Here is a 21,001-nt window from a genome sequence, read left to right as displayed (position 1 = left end):
ACAACGCCGGGACCTCACATCAATGTCAGCTCCTAGCGTAGCCACCGCACCCGTTTCCCTCGCTCAGGAGCAGTCACATGACCGGAACGCTCGGCATCATCGGCAGCGGCACCATCGGCTCCGCCCTCGCCCGCAGCGCGGTCGGCGCCGGCCGGCACGTGGTGATCAGCAATTCGCGCGGGCCGGCGAGCCTCGGCGACCTGATCACCGAGCTCGGCCCGCTGGCCCGGGCCGCCACCCCGGCCGAGGCGGCGCGGGCGGGCGACCTCGTCGTCGCGACCATCCCGCTGGCCAACTACGAGCAACTGCCCCAGGAGGCGCTGGCCGGCAAGACGGTGATCGACACCATGAACTACGCACCGGCCGTGACCGGCTGGGCGCGCCCGGAGCTCGACGCCGACGAGCTGACCTCCAGTGAACTCGTGCAGCGGTTCCTGTCGCGCTCCTCGGTGGTCAAGGCGTTTCACGACGTGAACGGCAGACTGCTGCGCGAACTGGCCCGCCCGGCCGGCGCCCCGGACCGCACCGCCCTGCCCATCACGGGCGACGACGCCGCCGCCAAGGCGAGGGTCGCCGAACTGATCGACGACTTCGGTTTCGACACGGTCGACGTGGGCGGCCTCGCCGAAAGCTGGCGCATCGGGCCCAACACCCCGCTGTACTACGAGGTCTTCACCGGACCGGTTCCGCCCGGCCTGAGCCTGCCGGAGATCTACGCCTGGCTGGCCACCACGCCGCTGATCCCCATCTCGGCCGCCACGGTCGCCGAACTGGCCGCCACCACCGAACGCCAACCGGCCGGCTTCCGGATCACCCCCTCGGCCTGACGGATAGGGTCTGGCAGTGATCGACGAACGGGAATCCCGGGGACCGCTGCTGACCGCTGTCGTGATCGGACTCGGCGGGCTCCTGCTGGCGGCGGCCGCCCTGACGGTGGCCAGTCCGGCCATCACGGTCGGGCTGCTCCCGGACTGGCTCGCCGACCACGACGCCGCCCAGCTGACCATGCGCATCGCCGGCTGGGTGGTGATCGTGGTGGTCGTGCTGTGTCTCGTCGTGGCCGCCCGCTGGACCGCCTCCCACATCGCCGGCCGGATGCCCGCCCGCTCAACGGTGGTCAAGGGGCTCGCCGGCTCCGCCGTCGTGGCGTTCTGGCTGCTCTGCGTGGCGCTTCCCATGATCGCCGACAGGGATCCGGGGCTGCTGCGGGACGCCGCCCCGCAGACCTTCGGCGACTACTCGTCGATCGACCGGACCATGCTCCTCAGCGGCCTGCTGGCCCTGGGCCTGCCGCTGCTGGCCGCCCTGGTGGCCGGGGTTCGTTACCGGGCGCGCGGAACAGCCGGCGTACTCGTCGTCCTGGTCCTGGTGATCTTCTTCCCGGTCGTCACCTCGGTCCGGAACGGTGTCAACCACCTGCAGGACGAGCGCCGCCACCACCGAACCGAATGCGTCTACTTCGTCGGCGGTTACGACTGCCCGGGCGATTAGGGTACGCGGGCCACGAAACCGTTGCAGGCCACATCCTCCGCCGCCGGGCGGGGCTGCGGCTCGTCCGAGGCGTGCCAGTGGGCGACCGACGCCACGCCCGGGTCGACCAGTTCGAGGCCCTCGAACAGGCGCGCGAAATCCGCGCCGTCGCGGGCCTGGAAACGGCCGTCCGGGTTGGCCGCGGTCAGCTTGGCGATCGCCTCGGCCGGCAGGTATTCCCAGGTGGCGTGGGTCGCCGCGACGTAGCTGCCGGGCGGCAGGGCGTCGAGCAGCGTACGGATGACGCCGGTGACGTCCTCGTCGTCGCGGATGAAATGCAGCACCGCGATCAGCAGCAGCCCGACCGGCTCGCTCAGGTCGAGGGTGGCCTTGAGGTCGGCGTGGTCCAGGATGGACCGGGGATCGCGCAGGTCGGCGTCGAGGTACGCCACGGTGCCGGCCGGCGCGCTCGTCAGCAGCGCCCGGGCGTGGCTGAGCACGATCGGATCATTGTCGACGTACACGATCCGGCTGGCCGGGTCGACGGCCTGGACCACCTCGTGGGTGTTGCCGGGCGCCGGGATGCCGGTGCCGATGTCGAGGAACTGCCGCACCCCGCGGTCCGCGATGAGCCTGGCCGCACGGCCCAGGAAACGGCGATTTTCCAAGGCCATCGTACGGATCGACGGCATGGCCGCCTCGATCGCGTCACCGGAGGCCCGGTCGGCCGCGAAGTGGTCCTTGCCGCCCAGCCAATAGTTGTAGCGCCGCGCCGGATGAGCGACCGTGGTGTCCACCCTGTCCAAAGCCGACCCCCGCGTTTAATACATCGACAGTGCACACATCCTAGAGCGATCACAGCCCGGCTTGGTAGGCCAGGACCCCCCGGTTGACCAACTTGATCGCTTCGCGGGCCGTGTCGCGCACGTCGGCCGAGGCCGCCGACGCCTCCCGGATCTGGCCGAGCAGGTCGAGCACCTGACGGGCCCACCGCACGAAGTCGCCGGCCGGCATGTCGGCGTCGAAGTTGTGCCCGCTGGCCAGTACCCGGGCCAGCGGCTCACCCCGGGCCCACCGGTACATCGGCCAGACGAAACCGGGGTCGGGCTCGCGGGTCAGGCTGAGCCCGTGGCCGGACTCGTCGGCCGCGATCTCGCCCCACAACTTCGTGCACGCGTCGACCGCCGAGGTGACCGGCCCCTTCGGCACCGACGCCCGGTCGTCGCCCTCGCGGCGCGACTCGTAGAGCACCATGGACACCGCGGCCGCCAGCTCGTCGGGGGCCAGCCCGTCCCAGACGCCCTGCCGCAGGCACTCGGCGACCAGCAGGTCGGCCTCGGACCAGATACGGCCCAGCATCCGCCCGGCCTGGGTCACCTCGCCGTCCCCGCTCAGGTAGCCGCGCTCGGCCAGCACCGCGCAGACCTGGTCGAACGTGCGGGCGAGCGACCCCGTACGCCCGGCGACCTTGTCCCGCAGCGCCTCGGTGTCACGCTCGAGCCGGTGCCGCCGCTCGGCCCAGCGGGCGTGCTCCTCGCGATCGGGGCAGGCGTGACACGGATGCTGCCGCAGCCGCACCTTGAGCAGGGCGATCTCGGCGTCCTCACCCGGCTGGGCGCCCTTGTTGCGCCGGCGGCCGCTGCCGTGCCGGTCGAGGCCGGTGGCGGCGATCTGGGCGGCCAGGTCACGCCGGGCGCCCGGCGAGCGGTGGTTGAAGTGTTTCGGCACGCGCAGCCGCTCCAGCACCTCGGCCGGCCCGCCGAAGTCGGCCGGGCTGACCCGCCCGGCCCAGCGGTCCTGGGTGAGCACGAGCGGGCGCGGCTCGCCGAAGCCACCGGTCGGCGCCTCGAGCACGACGGCCAGCCCCGCCCGGCGGCCCTGCGGCACCCGGATCACGTCGCCCACCCGCAGTTTCTCCAGCGAGGAGGTCGCGGCCGCGCGGCGCTGCGAGGCGCCCTCGCGGGCCATGGCCCGCTCCCGGTCGGCGATGGCGACGCGAATGGCGAAGTACTCGTCGAAGTCACCGTGGTGGCAGGCGGCGTCATTGCCGTACGTCTGCATGGTGTCGACGTTGCGCTGCACCTGCCGCGCCAGCCCGACCACCGACCGGTCGGCCTGGAACTGCGCGAACGACGACTCGAGCAGCTCCCGCGATTTCTCGGCCCCGACGGTGCCGACGAGATTGACGGCCATGTTGTACGACGGACGGAACGACGACCGCAGCGGGTAGGTCCGCGTGGACGCGAGCCCGGCCACGTGCCGCGGGTCGACCTCGGGGCTCCACAGCACGACCGCGTGACCCTCGACGTCGATGCCCCGCCGGCCGGCCCGGCCGGTGAGCTGCGTGTACTCCCCCGGGGTCAGGTCGACGTGGGCCTCGCCGTTGAACTTGACCAGCCGCTCCAGCACGACACAGCGGGCCGGCATGTTGATGCCCAGCGCCAGCGTCTCAGTGGCGAACACGGCCTTGACCAGGCCCTGCACGAAGCACTCCTCGACCGCCTCCTTGAAGGCGGGCAGCATGCCGGCGTGGTGGGCGGCCAGGCCCCGCTCGAGACCGTCGAGCCACTCCCAGTAGCCCAGCACCGACAGGTCCTCGCGCGGGATGCTGGCCACCTTCGCCTCGGCGATGCGCCGGATCTCGGCCCGCTCCTCGGCGTCGGTGAGCCGCAGCCCCGCGCTCAGGCACTGCTGCACGGCGGCGTCACAGCCGGCCCGGCTGAAGATGAACAGGATCGCCGGAAGCAGGCCGGCCCGCTCCAGGCGGTCGACGACCTCGGCCCGCGGCGGCGGCTGCCACCGCTTCGAGCGGCCACCGCGAGGACCGTACGACCGATCGGTCAATTCGAGGCGGCGTTGCATCTCACGGGTGTAACGCAACAGCTCAGGGTGCACGTCGTGCTTCTTGGCGGCGTCGGCGTCGTGGAACAGGTCGAACATCCGGCGGCCGACCAGCATGTGCTGCCAGAGCGGCACGGGCCGGTGCTCACTGACCACGACCTCGGTCTGCCCGCGCACGGTGACCAGCCAGTCGGCGAACTCCTCGTAGTTGCTGACCGTCGCCGACAGGGAAACAAGAGTGACGGACGCCGGAAGGTGGATGATCACCTCTTCCCAGACGGCGCCCCGGAACCGGTCGGCCAGGTAGTGGACCTCGTCCATCACCACGTACGCCAGGTTCTTGAGCGCCGAGGAGCCCGAGTAGAGCATGTTGCGCAGCACCTCGGTGGTCATGACGACCACCGGCGCGTCCCCGTTGATGGCGTTGTCGCCGGTCAGCAGGCCCACCTTGTCCGGGCCGTACCGCTCGACGAGATCGTGGTACTTCTGGTTGGACAGCGCCTTGATCGGCGTGGTGTAGAAGCACTTGCGCTCGCCGGCCCGCAGAGCGAGGTGCACGGCGAACTCGCCCACCACGGTCTTGCCGGCACCGGTGGGCGCGCAGACCAGCACGCCACTGCCACGCTCGAGCGACTCACAAGCGGCACGCTGGAAGTCGTCGAGGTCGAAACCGACGTCGAGCATGAAATCGTCCAGCGCCGGAAACTCGGCCACCCGGGCCGCCCGCCGCTTCGATTCCGCATACCGTTCGGCGGGACTCGTCATGACCACAAGGCTAGTTCGTGGGTGTGACAACTTGCAGCACGGGCACGATAGGTATGGTGCTCCCGTGCCGGATGTTGAATCGACCGATCACCCTCCCCATCGGCCGCACCGTCAGGTCGACGCCGTGCTGTTCGACTTCCACGGCACGTTGGCGCAGGTAGAGGACCCGGTAACCTGGGTTCTGGCCGCGGCCGCGGCATGCGGTCACAGCCTCGACCGAGGCAAGGCCACCGTCCTGGCCGACCGCCTGGTCATGGCCGGCCGCGCCGGCGGCCCGCTTCCCACCCGCGTACCCCCACACCTGGCCGAACACTGGTCCGACCGCGACCTGTACGCCCACAGCCACCGAGCCGCCTACACCGGCCTGGCCGCCACGGTGGCCACGGACGTGGAGGGTCTGGCCGACGCCCTGTACGACCGTCTGCTGGGCCCCGACGGCTGGCTCCCCTACGCGGACACGGCGTCCACACTGCGCACCCTGCACGAGGCGGGCATCAAGGTGGCGGTGGTGAGCAACATAGGTTTCGACATCCGCCCCCACTTCGACGCGTGGGGCATGTCGCCCTTGGTGGACGCGTTCGCCCTGAGCTACGAGCTGGGCCGCACAAAGCCCGACCCGGCCATCTTCCTGCGCGCGTGCGGCATGGTCGGCGCCGACCCGGAACGCACCCTGATGGTCGGCGACACACCGGCCGACGCGGGCGCGGTCAAGGCGGGCTGCGCGGCCCTGGTCCTCCCCGCAGCCGAACCGGGCCGCCCCAACGGCTTGGCCGCCACGCTGGCACTGGCAGGGTGCGCGGCTTAGCGGTCTGGTCACTTTTGGGCGGTTCGCCGCTTTCGGCGGTACGGAGGTGTGGGGTCGCGCTTCAAAGCCCGCCTCACCTCTCCACTTACCCGCTACCGCGGCTCTCTCGCCTCTCGAGTTACCGGCTTCCACGCCCGGCCTCGCGCCTCCGCTCACCCGCTTCCACGCCGGCTCGCCGTCCGCTTCCACGCCCGCCTCACCGCTCCGCCCCTCGCCTTCCACGCCCGCCTCGCCCCTCCCCTTCCACGCCCACCTCGCCCCTGCGCCCCTCCCCCCATGCCGGCCTCGCCGCTCGGCTCGCCCACTTCCAGGCCGGCCGAGCCCTGCTCCCTCCCCTTCGACGGCTGCCTCGCCGCTCCGCTCGCCCGCCTACCCCTCACTCACCTGCTTCCACGCCCGCCTCGCCGCTCCGCCCAGCCGATTCGACCTCGCCGGCGGCGCCCCCGTCGGCCACAGCGCGAGGCGCCGGGCCGCTCCGATACCCGCCTCACCCCGGCGGCCGGTCGCGCTCCACTTCCACGGAACGGGCGTGCCTGGGCCCACTGCAACACCGACCTCACCCGCAGCGACCGATTGCGCCCACTTCCCATGGCGCCGGCTTCGCCTTTGGAGGGGCGGTTTGTTCGGCTCTCCACGGCACTGGGTGCCGAGTCGCATGGTGGCCCGACTTGCGCTTCGTGCGCTCCGGGCCTCGCGCACCTCGGTCCGCCTTTTTCCATGATTTGATTCATGTAATACCAGGCGCAGAGTGCCGGCACAAGTTGGCATGATCGAGCACCGATTCCGGATGGCCCGCCCTCGCCGATCGCGAGATAATTGGCCATGCGTTACCAGCAGATCGGCCTATTCTCGCGCAAGCAGATGTCCGCGATGAGCGATCGAACACTGTCCCGCAAATGGTCACCCGGAAACGACGCCGAGCGACGCGAACTGGATCGCCGCCGAAAATGGGGCCTAGCTCAGCGTCACGGAATCAAGCTTTTCCGTTTACGAATGGAGGAAAGCCACCACCAGGCCGAGCAAGAAGCCAAGGCGCAACCACAAGCGGCAGCACCGCCCTCACCCCCGCAGCCGCCGGCACCCACGTCGGTTCCACAATCGCCGACATCCGTTCCACAGCCGTCAGCAACAGCCCCAGTTCCAGAGCCATCAACAGCCAGGCCCAGCCCTCAGCCGCAGGCGATCCCACCAACCCCCACGCCCAGCGCTCAGCCGCAGGTGATCCCACCAACCCGCACGCCCAGCCCTCAGCCGCAAGCGATCCCACCAACCCGCACGCCCAGCCCTCAGCCGCAAGCGATCCCACCAACTCCGACACTTGCCCCTCCACCGCCGATGGCCCTTGCGACGCGACCGACTCCCACGCCGAGCCCACGCCCGCCAGCGATCACTGCGCCGACGCCACCGATGACGAATTCTGCCGCAGCCTCAATGCCAGCGAGTTCCGTCCCACATTCGCGTGCCACGATTGCGGTAACGCGGTCGCGACCGACCATGACCAGTCGGAGCTCGCCGAATCAGGCCAGGACAAAAGCTCACGGACACTTCACCACGCCTGCGTTCGAACGGGAGATCCGGTCGCCGCTTGCCGCACTCATCGGCGCAAGCCAACGAAAGCGTGCACTCTGTCGCACTCGCGCAAATATAGTCGATATCCGCAACTCAACGCCGAGAGAACGTCCGCCAAAGACTATACCGCCGAAGTGCACCACGCATACCGGCGGAATGCAGGAACTCGGCCATTCTCGCGAGGCGTGCGGCCGCAATAGTTCGGCATTAACGAGAGGCCGTCGGACCGTCACGCGGCCGCCTTGGTCGACGTCGGACGGAGGGAAGGTCAATCCGAGGAAACACGCCAGCCGCGAGCGACCGTCATCGGGCCGTCGTGCCGCACGCCCAAAACGTGGGCCGCCGTCGAGCCGATTCTGACCATCAGCGCACGTCTGCGACGGCCCATGCAGTCGACCGCGGCAAGACCGCGATCAAGGAAGGGGCCGTAGCCACCTGCGATCAGGGAAGGGGGCGTAGCCACCCAGGTGGTCTTGAGGGAGGGTCACGAGAAGGCACCCAAGGCGAGAACCTCAGCGAACCCCGAACGGCTCGGGCTCGCTGCCGCAACCTCGCGGGTGGGTCACGCGTAAGCGTCCAACGCGTGCCGTGGCGAACCTTGGCCAGTTCTAGCCTGGTACTCACAGCCTCGCGAGAAGGTCATGAGTAGGCGGCACGACCCTGGCCGGACCTTGAACGGCTCGGGCTCGCTGCCGCGACCTCGCGGATGGGTCAGGCGTAGGCGTCGAGGGCGAGGCCCTGGCGGACCTTGAGTGGCTTGGGGTCGGTGGCGGCGGCCTGGCGGTCGGCCACGGCCTGCTCGATTGCGCCTAGGGTCGGCTTCTCGGCCGCGACGGTGGGCTTCGTGGCGTCGGTGGGAGTGGCACCGCCGGGCTTCGTGGAGCTGGAAGACTTCGCGGTGTCGGAGGACTGCGCGGTGTCGGAGGACTGCGCGGTGTCGGAGGACTTAGCGCGGGCGGCGTTGGCCTTCTCGGACTGGGCGGCAGCGGCCTCGGCCATGTCCTTCAGGGTGCTGCGGGCGCTGTTGAAGGCGGCGGACGCGAGCGAACTGAGCGAGGTCATCTGCATGCCTTCACGTTCGGCCGTGGGCCGCGATTCTGACCGTGTGGCTAGCGGAGCAACCGGACTGCACCCGGCACACACGTAATGTCGAGCTCCAAAGGGCCGACCCGCTCGCCGTCGGCGTAGCCGATGATGCCGGGCGAGCGGAGGCGCACCTGTTTTGCGCGGAATGTCTGGACACGCCGGTCATGGATGTGTGTGCCGCGATTGAGGCGTGGTTTGAGGCGGGCCAGGGCCAGGCGGCCGAAGGGTACGGCGACAACAACATCGAGCAGGCCGTCGTACGGGTCGGCGACCGGCAAGATGCGCATGCCGCCGCCGTAGCTGGCACAGTTGCCTACCGCCACCAGCATGCCGGTGAAGCCGTGGTCGGCGCCGTCGATCTCCAGCTCGTAGACGCGCGGGCGCAGGCGGGCCAGCTCGAGCAGGATGGCCAGGTCGTAGCGGCGAGGCCCGCGCGGCCAGCGCATCCGGTTGGCCCGCTCGTTCACCAAGGCGTCGAAACCCCCGGCAAGTACCGCCCCGAACCAGCGGACCTGCCCCTCGGCCGCGACATCCCGATCCGCAGCCGGACCGACACCCCCGCCGGCGGCTGCGCCAAGGTCAGCGACCCCACCGCCAGCGGCCGACCCGAGGTCGACGACGGCACCGCGGTCGGCGCCCGGAGAGGCCAAGCCGAGGTCAACGACATCACCGCGGTCGGCGCCCGGAGAGGCCAAGCCGAGGTCAACGACATCACCGCGGTCGACGGCCGGAGAGGCCAAGCCGAGGTCAACGACGGCACCGCGGTCGGCGGCCGGGGAGGCCGAGCCGAGGCCGTCGGTGGCCGGGCCAAAGTTGAAGACGGCACCGCGATCGGTGGCCGAGCCGGAATCGGCGGTGGGAGCGCGATCGGCGGCTTGAGAAAGGTCGATGCCAGAACTGCGATCAGCAGCGGCGGCGAGGGCGGTCGGAGCAAGGCGAGTCATGCGGGCCAGGTCGACGCCGACCGTCCGGTTTGCGGCGATGGCGCGGGTGATGACCGTGGCGGCTTCGGAGGGGTCGGTGGGGAGGCCTACGCCGGCTGCGAAGTCGTTGCCTGTGCCGGCGGGGATCACGCCGAACGGGATCTGGGTGCCCGCCACCGCCTGCAGAGCGCGATGCACGGTTCCGTCGCCGCCCACGGCGACCAAGGCCAGCGGGCCCGACGAGACGGCCTCGCGGCATGCTCGTTCGGCGTCGGGGCCGCTGTGGGCTTCCAGGACGCGTACGGCACCCGCCTGAGACAGGGTCTTCAGAGCCGCCGACAGCAGATCGCGGTGCCGGCCTCGCCCCGCGGAGGGGTTGGCCAGCACCGCGATCTCATTGCTCGTCACAGCCGAGGAGCGTAGACCCTACGAGATGTCGTCGAATCGTCCGTCCAGCGGGCGTGGCTTGGACACCGGGCTCGGGGCCTCGATCGGTGTCGGCGCCTCGATCGGGTCGGACGCGCCGACCGGCACCCGGTCGTCGGCCAGCGGTGAGATCTCGTCGTCGCTCAGGTCGGCGTAGAGCTCCTTGCCGCGGCCCTTGCGTTTGTCGTTCAGGAAGGCGACGCCGACCGCGATCCAGTACAGCAGGATCATGCAGGCGGCCAGCAGCGTCATGCCGAACGGGCCCGGGTCGGGGGTGGCGATCGCCGCGAAGGCGAACGACAGGAAGACCACGATCCGCCACCAGCCCGCCAGCCGGCGGGCCGAGACCACGCCGGTGAAGTTGAGCATGAGCAGGATCAACGGGAACTCGAAGGCCGCCCCGAAGATCAACAACATGTTGGTCACGAAGCCGACGTACGACGACACTTCTAGTTTGGTGCTCTCCCCCAGGACACCGGCCTCCATGATGAAGGCGAGGCTGTGGCCGACCACCAGGTAGGCCAGCACGGCGCCGGCCACGAACAGCGGCACGGAGATCGCGACGAAGACGTACGCCCACTTGCGCTCGTGGCGGTGCAGGCCGGGCGCGATGAACGCCCACAGCTGGTAGAGCCAGACCGGCGCGCCGACGATCAGGCCGACCCACAGGGCGATCTTGAGGCGGAGCAGGAGCTGGTCACCGACGCCGAGCACGATCCAGTCGCAGTACTGAGTGCCGTCGGCGCGGCGCGCTTGCGAGCTCGGCAGCCGGCAGTACGGCTCCTCGAGCAGGTGGAACACCCACTTCGAGAGGATGAAGCCGACGATCAGGCCCACCACCAGGCCGAGCGAGGCGATGAACAGCCGGTTGCGCAACTCCCTGATGTGGTCGATCAGGGTCATCGAGCCGTCGGCCGCCTGCTCGAACTTGCTAGGCCCTCTGTTGCGGCGAAGGGTCAGCTGCATGGCCGAGGGTCAGCGGTCGTTGGTGCGCTGCACCGGGTCGACGTACGGCTGCGCCGGCGGCTGCTGCGGCTGCTGGTACGCCGACGCCGGCGGTGGCGGAGCCTGCTGGTACGCCGCGGAGGGCGGCGGCGGAGCCTGCTGGTAACCGCCGGGCTGCTGCACCTCGCCCTGCAGGGGCTGCCGGCCGTACTGCGGCTCGGCCTTCTCGGCGACGTCGTTGTTGTCGTCGACCAGGCCCTTGGTCTCGGCCTTGATGATCCGCAGCGACCGGCCCAGGGAACGAGCCGCGTCGGGAAGACGCTTCGCGCCGAAGAGCAGCACGAGGACCACCACGAAAACGATGATGTGCCATGGCTTGAGGGCGCCCATGGGTTTACTCCAGTCGGTCGGATCAGTTGTGCGGGGTCCATCGTACGTGTCAATTCTGGGGAGTTGACCCCGTGGACCCACTGGTTTTGGCACTATCTCCCGAAGTCTTGGACAACGGGGAAGGAACGCGGACGCTACCGTCGCGTCAAAGATCTGTAAAGACTATTGCCGGAGCTGCGGAAGCGATTCGGCCTTGCGCTGCAGCGCTTCGACCTCTTTCTGCAGCTCGAGCACCTCGGCCTGGCGGCGCTGCAGCTTCACGACGGCACGGCGAAGCCCGCCCAGCGGGCCGAGGAGCCGTCCGCCGGCGAAGCCGAGAATGACCAGCGCGACCACCACGACGGCGATCCAGATCCACATCAGCACCGGGCCACCCTACCGGCCGGGCGTGCTGTACTGATCCAGCGCGGCCGTGGCCTGGTCGTGAATCCGGGTCAGCAGCTCGGGCGGGCCGAGCACGGTGACGTCCGGCCCGAGGCCGAGCAGCAGCCGCTGAGCCCAGCCCAGGTCGGTGACCCGCATGGTCACGACCCATTCGTCGCCGCTGCGCGTCACCTCCTCCACCGGGTAGTACTCGGTGATCCACCGGCTGCCCCGGCCCACCCGCAGCGTCACCAGCTGCAGTTCCGGGCCCGGCCGGAAGACGCCCTCGCTCACGTCGTGCGGCACGGCCTCCTCCGGAGGCAGGGACGGTTCTTCGAGTTCCTCGTACGCGTCGACGCGGTCCACACGGAACAGCCGGGTCCCTTCGGCCCGGCGGCACCAAGCCTCCAGATAGGCCCGTCCGTCGACCATGACCATCCGCATCGGGTCGACGACCCGCTCGGTGGTCTCGTCGCGGGCCGCCGTGTAGTACGTCATCCGCAGCGCGTGCCCGCGCTCGACCACGGCCCGGAACTCGTCGAGCCGCTTCTCGTTGCCCGGCAGCCGCACCTCCACCGGCGCGTCGGCCTGGTCGCCGGCCGCCGTCTCGATCTTGGCGAGAGCGCGCTCGATGACGTCGCGGTTGCCCGTGCCGGGCGTCTCGGCCAGCATCCGCAGCGCCACCACCAGGGCCAGGGCCTCGTCCTGGGTCAGGCGCAGCGGCCGGTCGATGCCGGCGTCGTGGCTGATCGTCACCGTCGAGTCATCCAGCGCCATGTCGATCAGGTCGCCGGGCCCGTAGCCGGGCAGCCCGCACACCCAGAGCAGTTCGAGGTCCTCGCGCAGCGTCTTCTCGCTGACCCCGAAGTCGGCCGCGGCCTCCGAGACGAGGATCCCGGGCCGGGCCAGCAGGTACGGGACGAGGTTGAGCAGCCGGCCGAGGCGATCACCGGTGGGACGGGGTCCGGTCATGAGCGGGCCACCACTTCCTTGAGACGCTGGATCACGGCGTCGCGCACCTCCGGCGGTCCCTCGACCCGGACGTCCGGCCCGTAGCCCACGATCTTGGACGCCAGGTAGTCGGCGTCGCCGTACGACAGGGTCAGCCGGTCGCCGTCCGGCCCGGGCACCGTGTCGGTGGCCCAGCGGCGCAGCATGGCGCCGCGCCCCGGCTTGACGATGACGGTGGCCCGGCCGTTGTGGGCCACCGGTCCCGACCACTTGGCGACGTGGCTGATCAGGTCGGGGTTCTCGGGCGGGGTGAACGCGTCGGGGCGGCCCACCGGCTTGACCGCGCCGACGATGCGCGAGAGCCGGAAGCAGCGGGTGGCGTCGCGGTCGCGGTCGTGCCCGACCACGTACCACCGGCCCCGCCAGCACACCACGCCCCACGGCTCCAGCCGGCGGGTGGCCGGGTCGTCGACCTCGGGCACCCGGTACGAGAACGTCACCGCCCGGCGGTCGCGCGCCGCCGCCGCCAGCGGACCGAACGCCGGGTCGACCGTGACGACCGGCTCGACGCCGAGGGTGGCCTGCGGGTCGACCTCGACGCCGGCCGCGCGCAGCTTGGCCAGCCCGGAGGACGCGGCGGCGGCCAGGCCCGCGTGCTGCCAGAGCCGGGCGGCGATGCCGACCGCGGCCGCCTCGTCGGGCTCCAGCAGGATGTCCGGCAGCGCGTACTCGCGGTGCGCGATGCGGTAGCCCGGCTCCTGGTCGAAGACGCTGGCCGTGCCGGTCTCCAGCGGCACGCCGAGCTCGCGCAGCTCGGCCTTGTCGCGCTCGAACTTGCGCTGGAAGGCCTCGTGGTCGCGCGGGTCCTCGGGGTCGTGCTCGTAACCGGGCACGGTCAGGGCGATCTGCGCGGCGGTGAGGAACCGTCGCGTGGACAGAAGGCAGATCACCAGGTTCACCAGGCGCTCGGTGCGGGTGCGCGACACGATTGGCAACGCTAGCAGCAAGGACGCCGGGGTGACGTACGCGCTACTCCCCGGCGGTTTCCGGTGGCCTCCGCCAGGAAAGGATGCCCGGGTGAGTCCCGCACAGACCCCAGACGAGCAGTTCCCGGTCGGCCTGGCCGCCGCCGAACCACTCAATCCGTTCGATTCGCCCCAACAGTCCGAAGAACCGGAGAATGAGAGCGTCGGCACCGTCGTGGTCGCCGGCGCCGCCAACCTGGGCATCGCCGCCGCCAAGCTGGTCGCCGGCCTGATCTCCGGGTCGGCCGCCATGATCTCCGAGGCCGCCCACTCGCTGGCCGACACGATCACCGAGGTGTTCCTCTTCGTCGCGCTGCGCCGCGGCGCCCAGCCGGCCGACGAGGAACACCCGTTCGGGTACGGCAAGGAGGGCTACGTCTGGGCCTTCATCGCCGCGATCTTCACCTTCGTGGGCGGCGCCGGCTTCTCGATCTACCACGGCGTCATGACGATCATCGACGGCGAGCACAGCGGCAACTACCTGTGGTCGTACATCGTCCTGGTCGTCTCCTTCGTCGCCGAGGGCATCTCGTTCCTGCGCGCGCGCCGGCAGGTGGCCGGCGAGTCGATGCGCTGGGGCATCAGCCCGTGGCGGTTCCTGCGGCTCACCCCCGACACCACGGTCAAGGCCGTCTACTTCGAGGACTCGGCCGCCCTGATCGGCCTGATCCTGGCCGGCGCCGGCCTCGGCCTGTCCCAGCTGACCGGCGACGAGCGGTGGGACGGCGCGGCCTCGGTGGCCATCGGCGTGCTGCTGTTCCTGGTCGCGATGATCCTGGCCAAGAGCAACGCGTCGCTGCTGGTCGGCCGGGCGGTGCCGCGCCAGGTGCACAACCTGATCGCCCAGGACCTGAACTCGATCCCGATCGTGGTGGCCGTGCCGACCCTGCTGACCATGCAGCTCGGCCCGGGCGACATCCTGGTCGCGGCCAAGGTCGACTTCGTCGACGAGTGCACGGGCGCCGACATCGAGGCCGCCTCCGACGAGGCCGAACGCCGGCTGCGGGCCCGTTTCCCCGGCATCCGGTACGTCTTCCTCGACCCGACCCGGGGCATGGCCGGACGCAACCACATCGACGGCGGCATCGACGGATAGGGTCTGACGCCATGGTGCGGTGGCGGTCGGGGACGGTTCAGGCGGTACGGCGTCGGTGGCGAGGCGCCGTCGAACTGGACGTCGTCACTTCCGACGGCCCCCTCCGGGCGCTCGCCTACCCGGCGCTGGTCGGCTCGCCGGCCGAGGGCGACCGCGTGCTGCTCAACGTGGGCGCCCTGGTGATGGGCCTCGGCACCGGCGGCTACGCCCTGGTGGTGGCCCTGCCCGACCGGCTGCCGGCCGATCCCGTGGACGACGGCACCACCCGCGACGCCGGGCATCTGGTCAAGGCGCGCTACACGCCGTCGCAGGTCATCGGGCTCGGCGTCGACGAGGAGGCCTCACCGCACCGCGCGGTCATGGAGGCGGCGACGTCGCTGGACGGCATGCCGGTGGTCACGGCCGATCTCCACTCGGCCCTGCCGGCCATCCTGGCCGGGGTTCTGGCCACGGAGCCGGGCGCCCGGGTCGCCTATGTGATGACCGACGGCGGGGCATTACCGGCGTGGTTCTCCCGTACGCTCGACGGGCTCGCCGGCCACTTGGCCGGCACCGTCACCACGGGTCAGGCCTTCGGCGGCGACCTCGAGGCCAGCACCGTGCACACGGGTCTGCTGGCCGCCCGCCACGTCCTCGGCGCCGACGTCGCGATCGTCGCCCAGGGCCCCGGCAACCTGGGCACCGGCACCCCGTGGGGCTTCTCCGGGGTGGCCCTGGGCGAGGCCGTCAACGCGATCGGCACCCTCGGCGGCCGCCCGGTCGGCTCCCTGCGCCTGTCCACCGGCGACGCCCGGGCCCGGCACCAGGGCCTCTCCCATCACAGCCTGACCGCGTACGGGAAAGTGGCCCTGCTACCGGCCGACCTGCCGGTCCCCGCCGGCCTCGAGGCGTCCCTGCGGGCCGAGATCGAGCCGCTCGCGGCGAGGCACCGCATCGTCACCGTCCCGGTCGACGGCCTGGACGAGGCGCTGCGGGCCTCCCCGGTCACCCTGTCGACGATGGGCCGCAAACTCGACGAGGACCACACGTACTTTATGGCCGCCGCGGCCGCCGGACGGCACGCGGCAAGCCTGCTCAGCTGAGCTTGCGGACCAGCGTCACGCCGTCGCGAACGGGCAGCAGGACCGACTCGACCCGGTCGTCGGTGACGATGCGGTCGTTGAGGGTGCTCACCACGACGTCGGACTCGTTGCCGGGGTTCAGGACCCGGCCGTCGCGCAGGGTGTTGTCCAGCACGAGCAAGCCACCGGGGCGCAGGCGCGGGATCAGCTCGTCGTAGTACTCCGGGTAGCCGGTCTTGTCGGCGTCGACGAACGCGAAGTCGACCTCCGGCGCCGAGGGCAGCGTCCGCAGCGTGTCGCCGGCCGGGCCCAGGCGCAGCTCGATCCGGTCGTCGACGCCGGCGCGCTGCCAGAAGCGGCGGGCCACCGCCGTGTACTCCTGCGAGACGTCGCAGCACAGCAGCCGGCCGTCCTTCGGAAGTCCCCGCGCGATGCACAGACCCGAATAGCCGGTGAAGACGCCGACCTCGACGGCATTGCGGGCGCCGGTCAACCGGACGAGCATGGTGAGCAGCTCGCCCTCGTCGTGCGAGATCTGCATGCCGGCCGCGTCCGGGAACAGGCGCCGGGTCTCGGCGGCCAGGTCCCGCAGGACGTCGTCCTGGGGCGTGCAGTGGGCCAGGAGGTAGTCGCTGATCGTGTCGCTGAGGATTTCCGCCATGCCCTCCACCGTTGACCCTTCGCGTCCCGCCCGCAAGACCGGGAGCCGACGGCACCCCCGGCGCATCGCGCTTGTCGCCGTGCTCGCGCTGGCCGCGTGCTCGGACACGGCGGCCGAACCGCCCGAGGTGCTGAGGCTGGCGTCACCGGGGACGGTCGTCGACTGTGGAACGTTCCGCCTGGAGGACCGGCAACTGCCCCAGGAGGCGGGGCTGTGCCTGCTCGGGGCGGCGCGGCAGGGGCAGATCGCCCGCCTCGAGGTGACCGCGCCGACGACCGAGGGCGACCCCATCACCACCGTGTACGCGACGAGGCCGGACGGCGGCGTCGAGGTGGTCGAGGACAACCGGCGGGATTCGCGGGGCTCGCGGGAGGTCACGCGCGAGGTCTGCACGGGTCCGGCCATCGGGGAGTACGGGCTGCTGCAGTTCAGCCAGTGCGGTAAGCCCCCGGAGTAGTGCCCAGGACGGCCCGGAACGCCCGCCGCAGCTGAGTCTCCCCGCCGAAGCCGCAGGCGGTCGCGAGGCCGGCCACCGCCCGGTGCGGGTGCAGCCGCAGCAGCCGCGCCGCCTCGGCCACCCGCAGCCGGCGCAGTTCCCCGGCCCACGACAGCGGCTCCCCCGCGAAGCTCCGGAACAACGCCCGCCGCGACAGGTGGCAGGCCCGCGCCACGGCATCGGCGTCGAGGCCCGGATCCCGGTAGGCCTTACCCAGATACTCCAGCACCCGCTCGCGGGCGCTCGCCGCCGGCGATCCGGCAGCGCCCGCGAGCGCCAGCGCCTCTCCCAGCAGTCCGATGCCATAAGGGGCGAAACGGGCGGAGACATGCGGCGTCAGCGAGCGGAAGAACGCCACCACCGGGTCGGCCCCCTCGACCGGGACGGCGGTCGCGCGGGGCGACGGCCAGGACGGCAGCAGGTGGGCGGGGACCTGGACGACGATCTGCTCGAACGGGGCCGGGAAGGTGAACGCGAACGGCCGGGTGCTGTCGCAGAAGACCAGGTCACCCGGTTTCAGCCGGGACGTACGGCCGTCCTGCGACACCTCGCTGTGGCCGCTCACCTGGATGGTGGCCAGCGCGTACGCCTCGGCCCGGTCGTCGGTGCGCCGCACCCGGTGCGGGGACGCGGCCACGGTGGTGATCCGCAGGTCGCCGTCGCCCGCGGGCCGCAGCCGGGCCTCGAACGGGGCCGGGCCGAGCGGCTGGGCGGTCAGCGGGACGAACGTCCGGCTGATCGCCGCCCGGTAGTCGCTGAACTCCATGCCCCGATCATGGATCAGCCGAGCGCCTCCTTGGTTGCGGCCACAACTTCCGCCGGCGACGGCAGCGACGGCCCCCGCGCCGTCCGCACCGGATCGACGACCCGGTATCCGTCCTGGCGGAGCCGCTCGATGGTGCGCCCGACGGCGGCCTTGGCCAGCATCGGCGGGCTCATCATCGGAAAGAACACGACGGGCACGGCCGCGGCCAGGATCACACCGCCGAGCAGGTTCGGCGCCGCCCCCGACGCCGCCACCGACAGCATGTTGGCGGTGGCCGGCAGAATCAGAACCGCGTCATGCGACCCCGCCAGCGCCGCCTGGTTGTCACTCGGCCACCGGCGGGGATCCTCCCCGGTCACCACCCGGTCGGCGTGCAGCGCCACAGTCTGCTCAGGCAGAAACAGCCGAGCCGACCGCGTCATCACCACAGTGACGGTCGCGCCGAGATCAATTCGCAGAGCATCGAGGTACGCGGGCAGCCCCGCCACAGAAGCAGAGCCCGAGGCCCCCACAAGCAGTTTGGTCATGCCGCCAACGGTGGTCCCGGCCGAGCCCACCCCCGCACACCATGAGTGCCAGCCAACGGTCAAGAAGTGACAAGAGCGCGACCACTCACGCACGTCGCCGTGGCGGGCCGAGCGTCCTGGGCGCGCCAGCGCCCAGCTCGGCTCGTCGCGGCCCTCGGCGGGAGCGACGGTCCGCACCCCCACCCCGCTACGACATCAAGCCTTTGATCTTAAGAAGTTAAGATCAAATACGCCCAGCCCAGCAGGATCACGCCGAGGACGGCCGCCAATACCCAGGTGGGGAGGCGATGGCCGCCGGCGCGGTTGCGCTGGATCTCGGCGCGGATGCGTTCGCGCTTGCGGTCGACGCGGGAGGACGGCTGGTCGGGCTCGTTCATGGCCCGACCAGCCTAACGACAGTTCGTCACATGCTGGCGATCAGCCGCTCCACGCGTTCGTCGTAGGCCCGGAACGGGTCCTTGCAGAGCACGGTGCGCTGGGCCTGGTCGTTGAGCTTGAGGTGGACCCAGTCGACGGTGAAGTCGCGGCGTTTCTCCTGGGCGTGGCGGATGAACTCGCCGCGCAGGCGGGCCCGCGTGGTCTGCGGCGGGGTCTCCTTGGCCTCGAAGATCTCCAGGTCGTTGGAGATGCGGTCGACCTGCTTGCGCTTCTCCATCAGCGCGTAAAGGCCGCGGCCCCGGCGCACGTCGTGGTAGGCCAGGTCGAGCTGGGCGATGCGCGGGTGCGACATCGGGATCTCGTGTTTGGCCTGGTAGCGCTCGATCAGCTTGTACTTCGAGACCCAGTCGATCTCGCGCGAGACCGGGTCGAGGTCGCCCGACTCGATCGCGTTGAGGACCCGGCCCCACAGTTCGACGACGCGCTTGGCGGTCTGGTCGCCGCCGCGGCGCTCGACGAACTCGGTCGCCTTGGCCAGGTATTCCTGCTGGATCTCGAGGGCGCTGACCTCCTTGTTGTTGGCCAGGCGGATCTTGCGGCGGCCGGTGACGTCGTGGCTGACCTCGCGGATGGCCCGGATCGGGTTCTCCAGCGACAGGTCGCGCATCACCACGCCGGCCTCGATCATCCGCAGCACGATGTCGGCGCTGCCCACCTTGAGCAGGGTGGTGACCTCGTTCATGTTCGAGTCGCCGACGATCACGTGCAGGCGGCGGTAGCGCTCCGCGTCCGCGTGCGGCTCGTCGCGGGTGTTGATGATCGGCCGGGACCGGGTGGTGGCGCTGGAGACGCCCTCCCAGATGTGCTCGGCGCGCTGCGACAGGCAGAACACGGCCCCGCGCGGCGTCTGGAGCACCTTGCCGGCGCCGCAGATCAGCTGGCGGGTGACGAGGAACGGGATCAGGACGTCGGCGAGCCGGCCGAACTCGCCGTGCCGCGACACGAGGTAGTTCTCGTGGCAGCCGTACGAGTTGCCGGCGGAGTCGGTGTTGTTCTTGAACAGGTAGATCTCGCCCGCGATGCCCTCGTCGTGCAGCCGTTTCTCGGCGTCGACGAGCAGGCCTTCCAGGATCCGCTCGCCGGCCCGGTCGTGGGCGACCAGGTCGGTGACGGAGTCACACTCGGGCGTCGCGTACTCGGGGTGGGATCCGACATCCAGGTAGAGGCGGGCGCCGTTACGGAGAAAGACGTTGCTGCTGCGTCCCCAGGACACCACTCGGCGGAACAGGTAGCGAGCCACTTCGTCCGGAGACAGCCGCCGCTGCCCCCGGTAGGTGCACGTGACTCCGTACTCGGTCTCGAGGCCGAAAATTCGCCGTTCCATGACGAAACATTAGCCTCATCGGCCACCCGATGGCAGCCACTAAACTGCTGGCAGGATGAACGTTCTGGTCACCGGTGGCGCGGGCTTCGTCGGGTCGCACTTCGTGCGGGCCGTCCTCGGCGACCGGCTGCCGGGCCTGCGAGGCGCGTCGGTCACGGTTCTGGACAAGCTTGTGTACGCCGGCGCGGCGTTCGCCAACCTCAACGAGGTCACCCACGCCAAGCGGCTCGACTTCCACCCGGGCGACGCGGCCGACGCGGCGCTCGTGAGCCTGGCCCTGCGGGGCTGCGACACGGTCGTGAACTGCGCGTACTCCCCCGGCCCGGAGCACGTGCTGGCGACTTCGACACTCCTGGAAGCGGCCCAACATCACGGGATCGCCCGATTTGTACACATGTCGCGCGATTCGGTGTACGGTTCTGTCGCCGAGGACGCGCTCACCGAGGCCACACCGTTGTCCCCCACCAGCCCGGCCGCCGCCTGCGTCGCCGGCGCCGACCTGCTCGCGACGGCCTTCCATCGCACGCACGGCCTGCCCGTCGTGATCGTCCGTGCCGCCACGACGTACGGAAGCCATCAGCCACCCACCGCCGTGCTGCCCCGGGCCGTGACGGCGCTGCTGGACGGCCGCACGGCACCCATGTGCCCCGGCCGGGTGCGGGACTGGCTGCACGTCGACGACCTCTGCCGGGCGATGGCCCTGGCGGCCACCGCGGGCGAGCCCGGCGCCACCTACCACGTGGGCGGATCGGTGGAGCTCAGCGAACGCGCACTCCTGGAACTGGTGCTGGCCGAGTTCGGCGCCGGCTGGGACCGGGTGACGACCGAGCCACCGTCAGGCGATCTCCGGTACGCCCTGAACGACGACAAGATCCGCGAGCACCTGGACTGGCACCCCCGGGTGGAGTTCACCTCGGGCCTGGCCCACACGAGCCGCTGGTACCGCGACAACCCCGGCTGGTGGCGCCCGCAGCTCTACTAGGGCGTGTCCTGCCGATCAGCGAAGCCAGATCAGAGCGGCGATGAGCAGCACCGATGACCGGTAGAGGGCGGCGCGTTTGGCGTAGCGGGTG

At 70.9% G+C, this 21,001-nt stretch carries 20 protein-coding genes and 2 pseudogenes; 7 read left to right on the top strand and 15 right to left on the bottom strand.

The genetic code is table 11. The features are described from left to right. Nucleotides 1-77: 77 nt before the first annotated feature. Both ACGFJ7_RS33385 and ACGFJ7_RS33380 read left to right on the top strand, forming a co-directional pair. A complete protein-coding gene (locus tag ACGFJ7_RS33385) occupies nt 78-827 on the top strand; it encodes an NADPH-dependent F420 reductase (protein ID WP_392645731.1) in 750 nt (249 codons plus the stop codon). A 16-nt stretch (nt 828-843) separates the two neighbouring features. Continuing rightward, on the top strand, nt 844-1,491 hold the full coding sequence (locus ACGFJ7_RS33380) for a hypothetical protein (RefSeq protein ID WP_360254586.1): 648 nt from the start codon (nt 844-846) through the stop codon (nt 1,489-1,491). On the opposite strand, the gene ACGFJ7_RS33375 is transcribed toward ACGFJ7_RS33380, so the two are convergent. After that, entirely contained in the window at nt 1,488-2,276 is a 789-nt protein-coding gene (locus ACGFJ7_RS33375) for an SAM-dependent methyltransferase (protein ID WP_360254584.1), read from the bottom strand. The two genes, ACGFJ7_RS33380 and ACGFJ7_RS33375, sit on opposite strands and share 4 nt — an antisense overlap. Nucleotides 2,277-2,325: 49 nt before the next feature. Continuing rightward, nucleotides 2,326-5,076, bottom strand: a complete 2,751-nt coding sequence (locus ACGFJ7_RS33370) for a DEAD/DEAH box helicase (protein ID WP_360254582.1) — start codon at nt 5,074-5,076, stop codon at nt 2,326-2,328. A gap of 64 nt (nt 5,077-5,140) precedes the next feature. Between ACGFJ7_RS33370 and ACGFJ7_RS33365 the strand changes: the two genes are divergently transcribed. Continuing rightward, nucleotides 5,141-5,881 (top strand): HAD-IA family hydrolase, encoded by a 741-nt coding sequence (locus ACGFJ7_RS33365; RefSeq protein WP_360254580.1) that lies wholly within the window; start codon nt 5,141-5,143, stop codon nt 5,879-5,881. A gap of 2,280 nt (nt 5,882-8,161) precedes the next feature. On the opposite strand, the gene ACGFJ7_RS33360 is transcribed toward ACGFJ7_RS33365, so the two are convergent. From ACGFJ7_RS33360 to ACGFJ7_RS33325, 8 genes and pseudogenes are all read right to left on the bottom strand, one after another. Further along, nucleotides 8,162-8,518, bottom strand: a complete 357-nt coding sequence (locus tag ACGFJ7_RS33360; protein ID WP_392645728.1) for a hypothetical protein — start codon at nt 8,516-8,518, stop codon at nt 8,162-8,164. Between the two features lie 41 nt (nt 8,519-8,559). Continuing rightward, nucleotides 8,560-9,063 (bottom strand): annotated as a pseudogene (locus tag ACGFJ7_RS33355) (sphingosine kinase); the annotation flags it as partial. A 465-nt stretch (nt 9,064-9,528) separates the two neighbouring features. Continuing rightward, nucleotides 9,529-9,846, bottom strand: a pseudogene (locus ACGFJ7_RS33350) (diacylglycerol/lipid kinase family protein); the annotation flags it as partial. A gap of 39 nt (nt 9,847-9,885) precedes the next feature. Continuing rightward, nucleotides 9,886-10,851: a twin-arginine translocase subunit TatC gene (gene tatC / locus ACGFJ7_RS33345; RefSeq protein ID WP_360254576.1), complete on the bottom strand. Its 966-nt coding sequence runs from the start codon at nt 10,849-10,851 to the stop codon at nt 9,886-9,888. Between the two features lie 9 nt (nt 10,852-10,860). After that, complete coding sequence (gene tatA, locus ACGFJ7_RS33340) at nt 10,861-11,220, bottom strand: Sec-independent protein translocase subunit TatA (RefSeq protein WP_360254574.1); 360 nt, start codon at nt 11,218-11,220, stop codon at nt 10,861-10,863. 162 nt (nt 11,221-11,382) lie between these two features. Continuing rightward, nucleotides 11,383-11,580, bottom strand: a complete 198-nt coding sequence (locus ACGFJ7_RS33335; protein ID WP_360254796.1) for a hypothetical protein — start codon at nt 11,578-11,580, stop codon at nt 11,383-11,385. A gap of 15 nt (nt 11,581-11,595) precedes the next feature. Further along, nucleotides 11,596-12,555 carry a YafY family protein gene (locus ACGFJ7_RS33330; RefSeq protein WP_360254572.1) on the bottom strand — a complete coding sequence of 320 codons (960 nt, stop codon included), beginning with the start codon at nt 12,553-12,555 and terminating at the stop codon, nt 11,596-11,598. Next, on the bottom strand, nt 12,552-13,520 hold the full coding sequence (locus tag ACGFJ7_RS33325; protein ID WP_360254570.1) for a WYL domain-containing protein: 969 nt from the start codon (nt 13,518-13,520) through the stop codon (nt 12,552-12,554). Before ACGFJ7_RS33325 ends, ACGFJ7_RS33330 begins: the two co-directional genes overlap by 4 nt. Before the next feature lie 133 nt (nt 13,521-13,653). On the opposite strand from ACGFJ7_RS33325, the gene ACGFJ7_RS33320 reads away from it, so the two are divergent. Next, a complete protein-coding gene (locus ACGFJ7_RS33320; RefSeq protein ID WP_360254794.1) occupies nt 13,654-14,655 on the top strand; it encodes a cation diffusion facilitator family transporter in 1,002 nt (333 codons plus the stop codon). An 11-nt stretch (nt 14,656-14,666) separates the two neighbouring features. Beyond that, nucleotides 14,667-15,737, top strand: coding sequence for a DUF3866 family protein (locus ACGFJ7_RS33315; RefSeq protein WP_360254568.1), 1,071 nt, complete (start codon nt 14,667-14,669; stop codon nt 15,735-15,737). Here ACGFJ7_RS33315 and ACGFJ7_RS33310 read toward each other — a convergent pair. After that, nucleotides 15,730-16,377: a class I SAM-dependent methyltransferase gene (locus tag ACGFJ7_RS33310; protein ID WP_360254566.1), complete on the bottom strand. Its 648-nt coding sequence runs from the start codon at nt 16,375-16,377 to the stop codon at nt 15,730-15,732. The two genes, ACGFJ7_RS33315 and ACGFJ7_RS33310, sit on opposite strands and share 8 nt — an antisense overlap. On the opposite strand from ACGFJ7_RS33310, the gene ACGFJ7_RS33305 reads away from it, so the two are divergent. After that, nucleotides 16,376-16,834 carry a DUF4362 domain-containing protein gene (locus tag ACGFJ7_RS33305; RefSeq protein ID WP_392645726.1) on the top strand — a complete coding sequence of 153 codons (459 nt, stop codon included), beginning with the start codon at nt 16,376-16,378 and terminating at the stop codon, nt 16,832-16,834. The genes ACGFJ7_RS33310 and ACGFJ7_RS33305 overlap by 2 nt on opposite strands. Here ACGFJ7_RS33305 and ACGFJ7_RS33300 read toward each other — a convergent pair. The 4 genes from ACGFJ7_RS33300 to pafA all read right to left on the bottom strand — a co-directional run bounded on the left by ACGFJ7_RS33300 (nt 16,806) and on the right by pafA (nt 19,928). Then, nucleotides 16,806-17,639 (bottom strand): helix-turn-helix domain-containing protein, encoded by an 834-nt coding sequence (locus ACGFJ7_RS33300; RefSeq protein WP_360254562.1) that lies wholly within the window; start codon nt 17,637-17,639, stop codon nt 16,806-16,808. The two genes, ACGFJ7_RS33305 and ACGFJ7_RS33300, sit on opposite strands and share 29 nt — an antisense overlap. Nucleotides 17,640-17,653: 14 nt before the next feature. Further along, a complete protein-coding gene (locus ACGFJ7_RS33295; RefSeq protein WP_360254560.1) occupies nt 17,654-18,196 on the bottom strand; it encodes a flavoprotein in 543 nt (180 codons plus the stop codon). 179 nt (nt 18,197-18,375) lie between these two features. Further along, on the bottom strand, nt 18,376-18,543 hold the full coding sequence (locus ACGFJ7_RS33290) for a hypothetical protein (protein WP_360254558.1): 168 nt from the start codon (nt 18,541-18,543) through the stop codon (nt 18,376-18,378). 26 nt (nt 18,544-18,569) lie between these two features. Further along, a complete protein-coding gene (pafA, locus tag ACGFJ7_RS33285) occupies nt 18,570-19,928 on the bottom strand; it encodes a Pup--protein ligase (RefSeq protein ID WP_203379869.1) in 1,359 nt (452 codons plus the stop codon). Nucleotides 19,929-19,983: 55 nt separating this feature from the next. Between pafA and ACGFJ7_RS33280 the strand changes: the two genes are divergently transcribed. Next, entirely contained in the window at nt 19,984-20,910 is a 927-nt protein-coding gene (locus ACGFJ7_RS33280) for a dTDP-glucose 4,6-dehydratase (protein ID WP_392645723.1), read from the top strand. The last annotated feature ends 91 nt before the right edge of the window (nt 20,911-21,001 follow it).

It is taken from the genome of Actinoplanes sp. NPDC048988 (genome assembly GCF_043197815.1).
Taxonomy (GTDB): Bacteria; Actinomycetota; Actinomycetes; order Mycobacteriales; family Micromonosporaceae; genus Actinoplanes.
The sequence above is the reverse complement of the archived record's forward strand: the minus strand, read 5'-3'. Positions and strand labels throughout refer to the sequence as shown.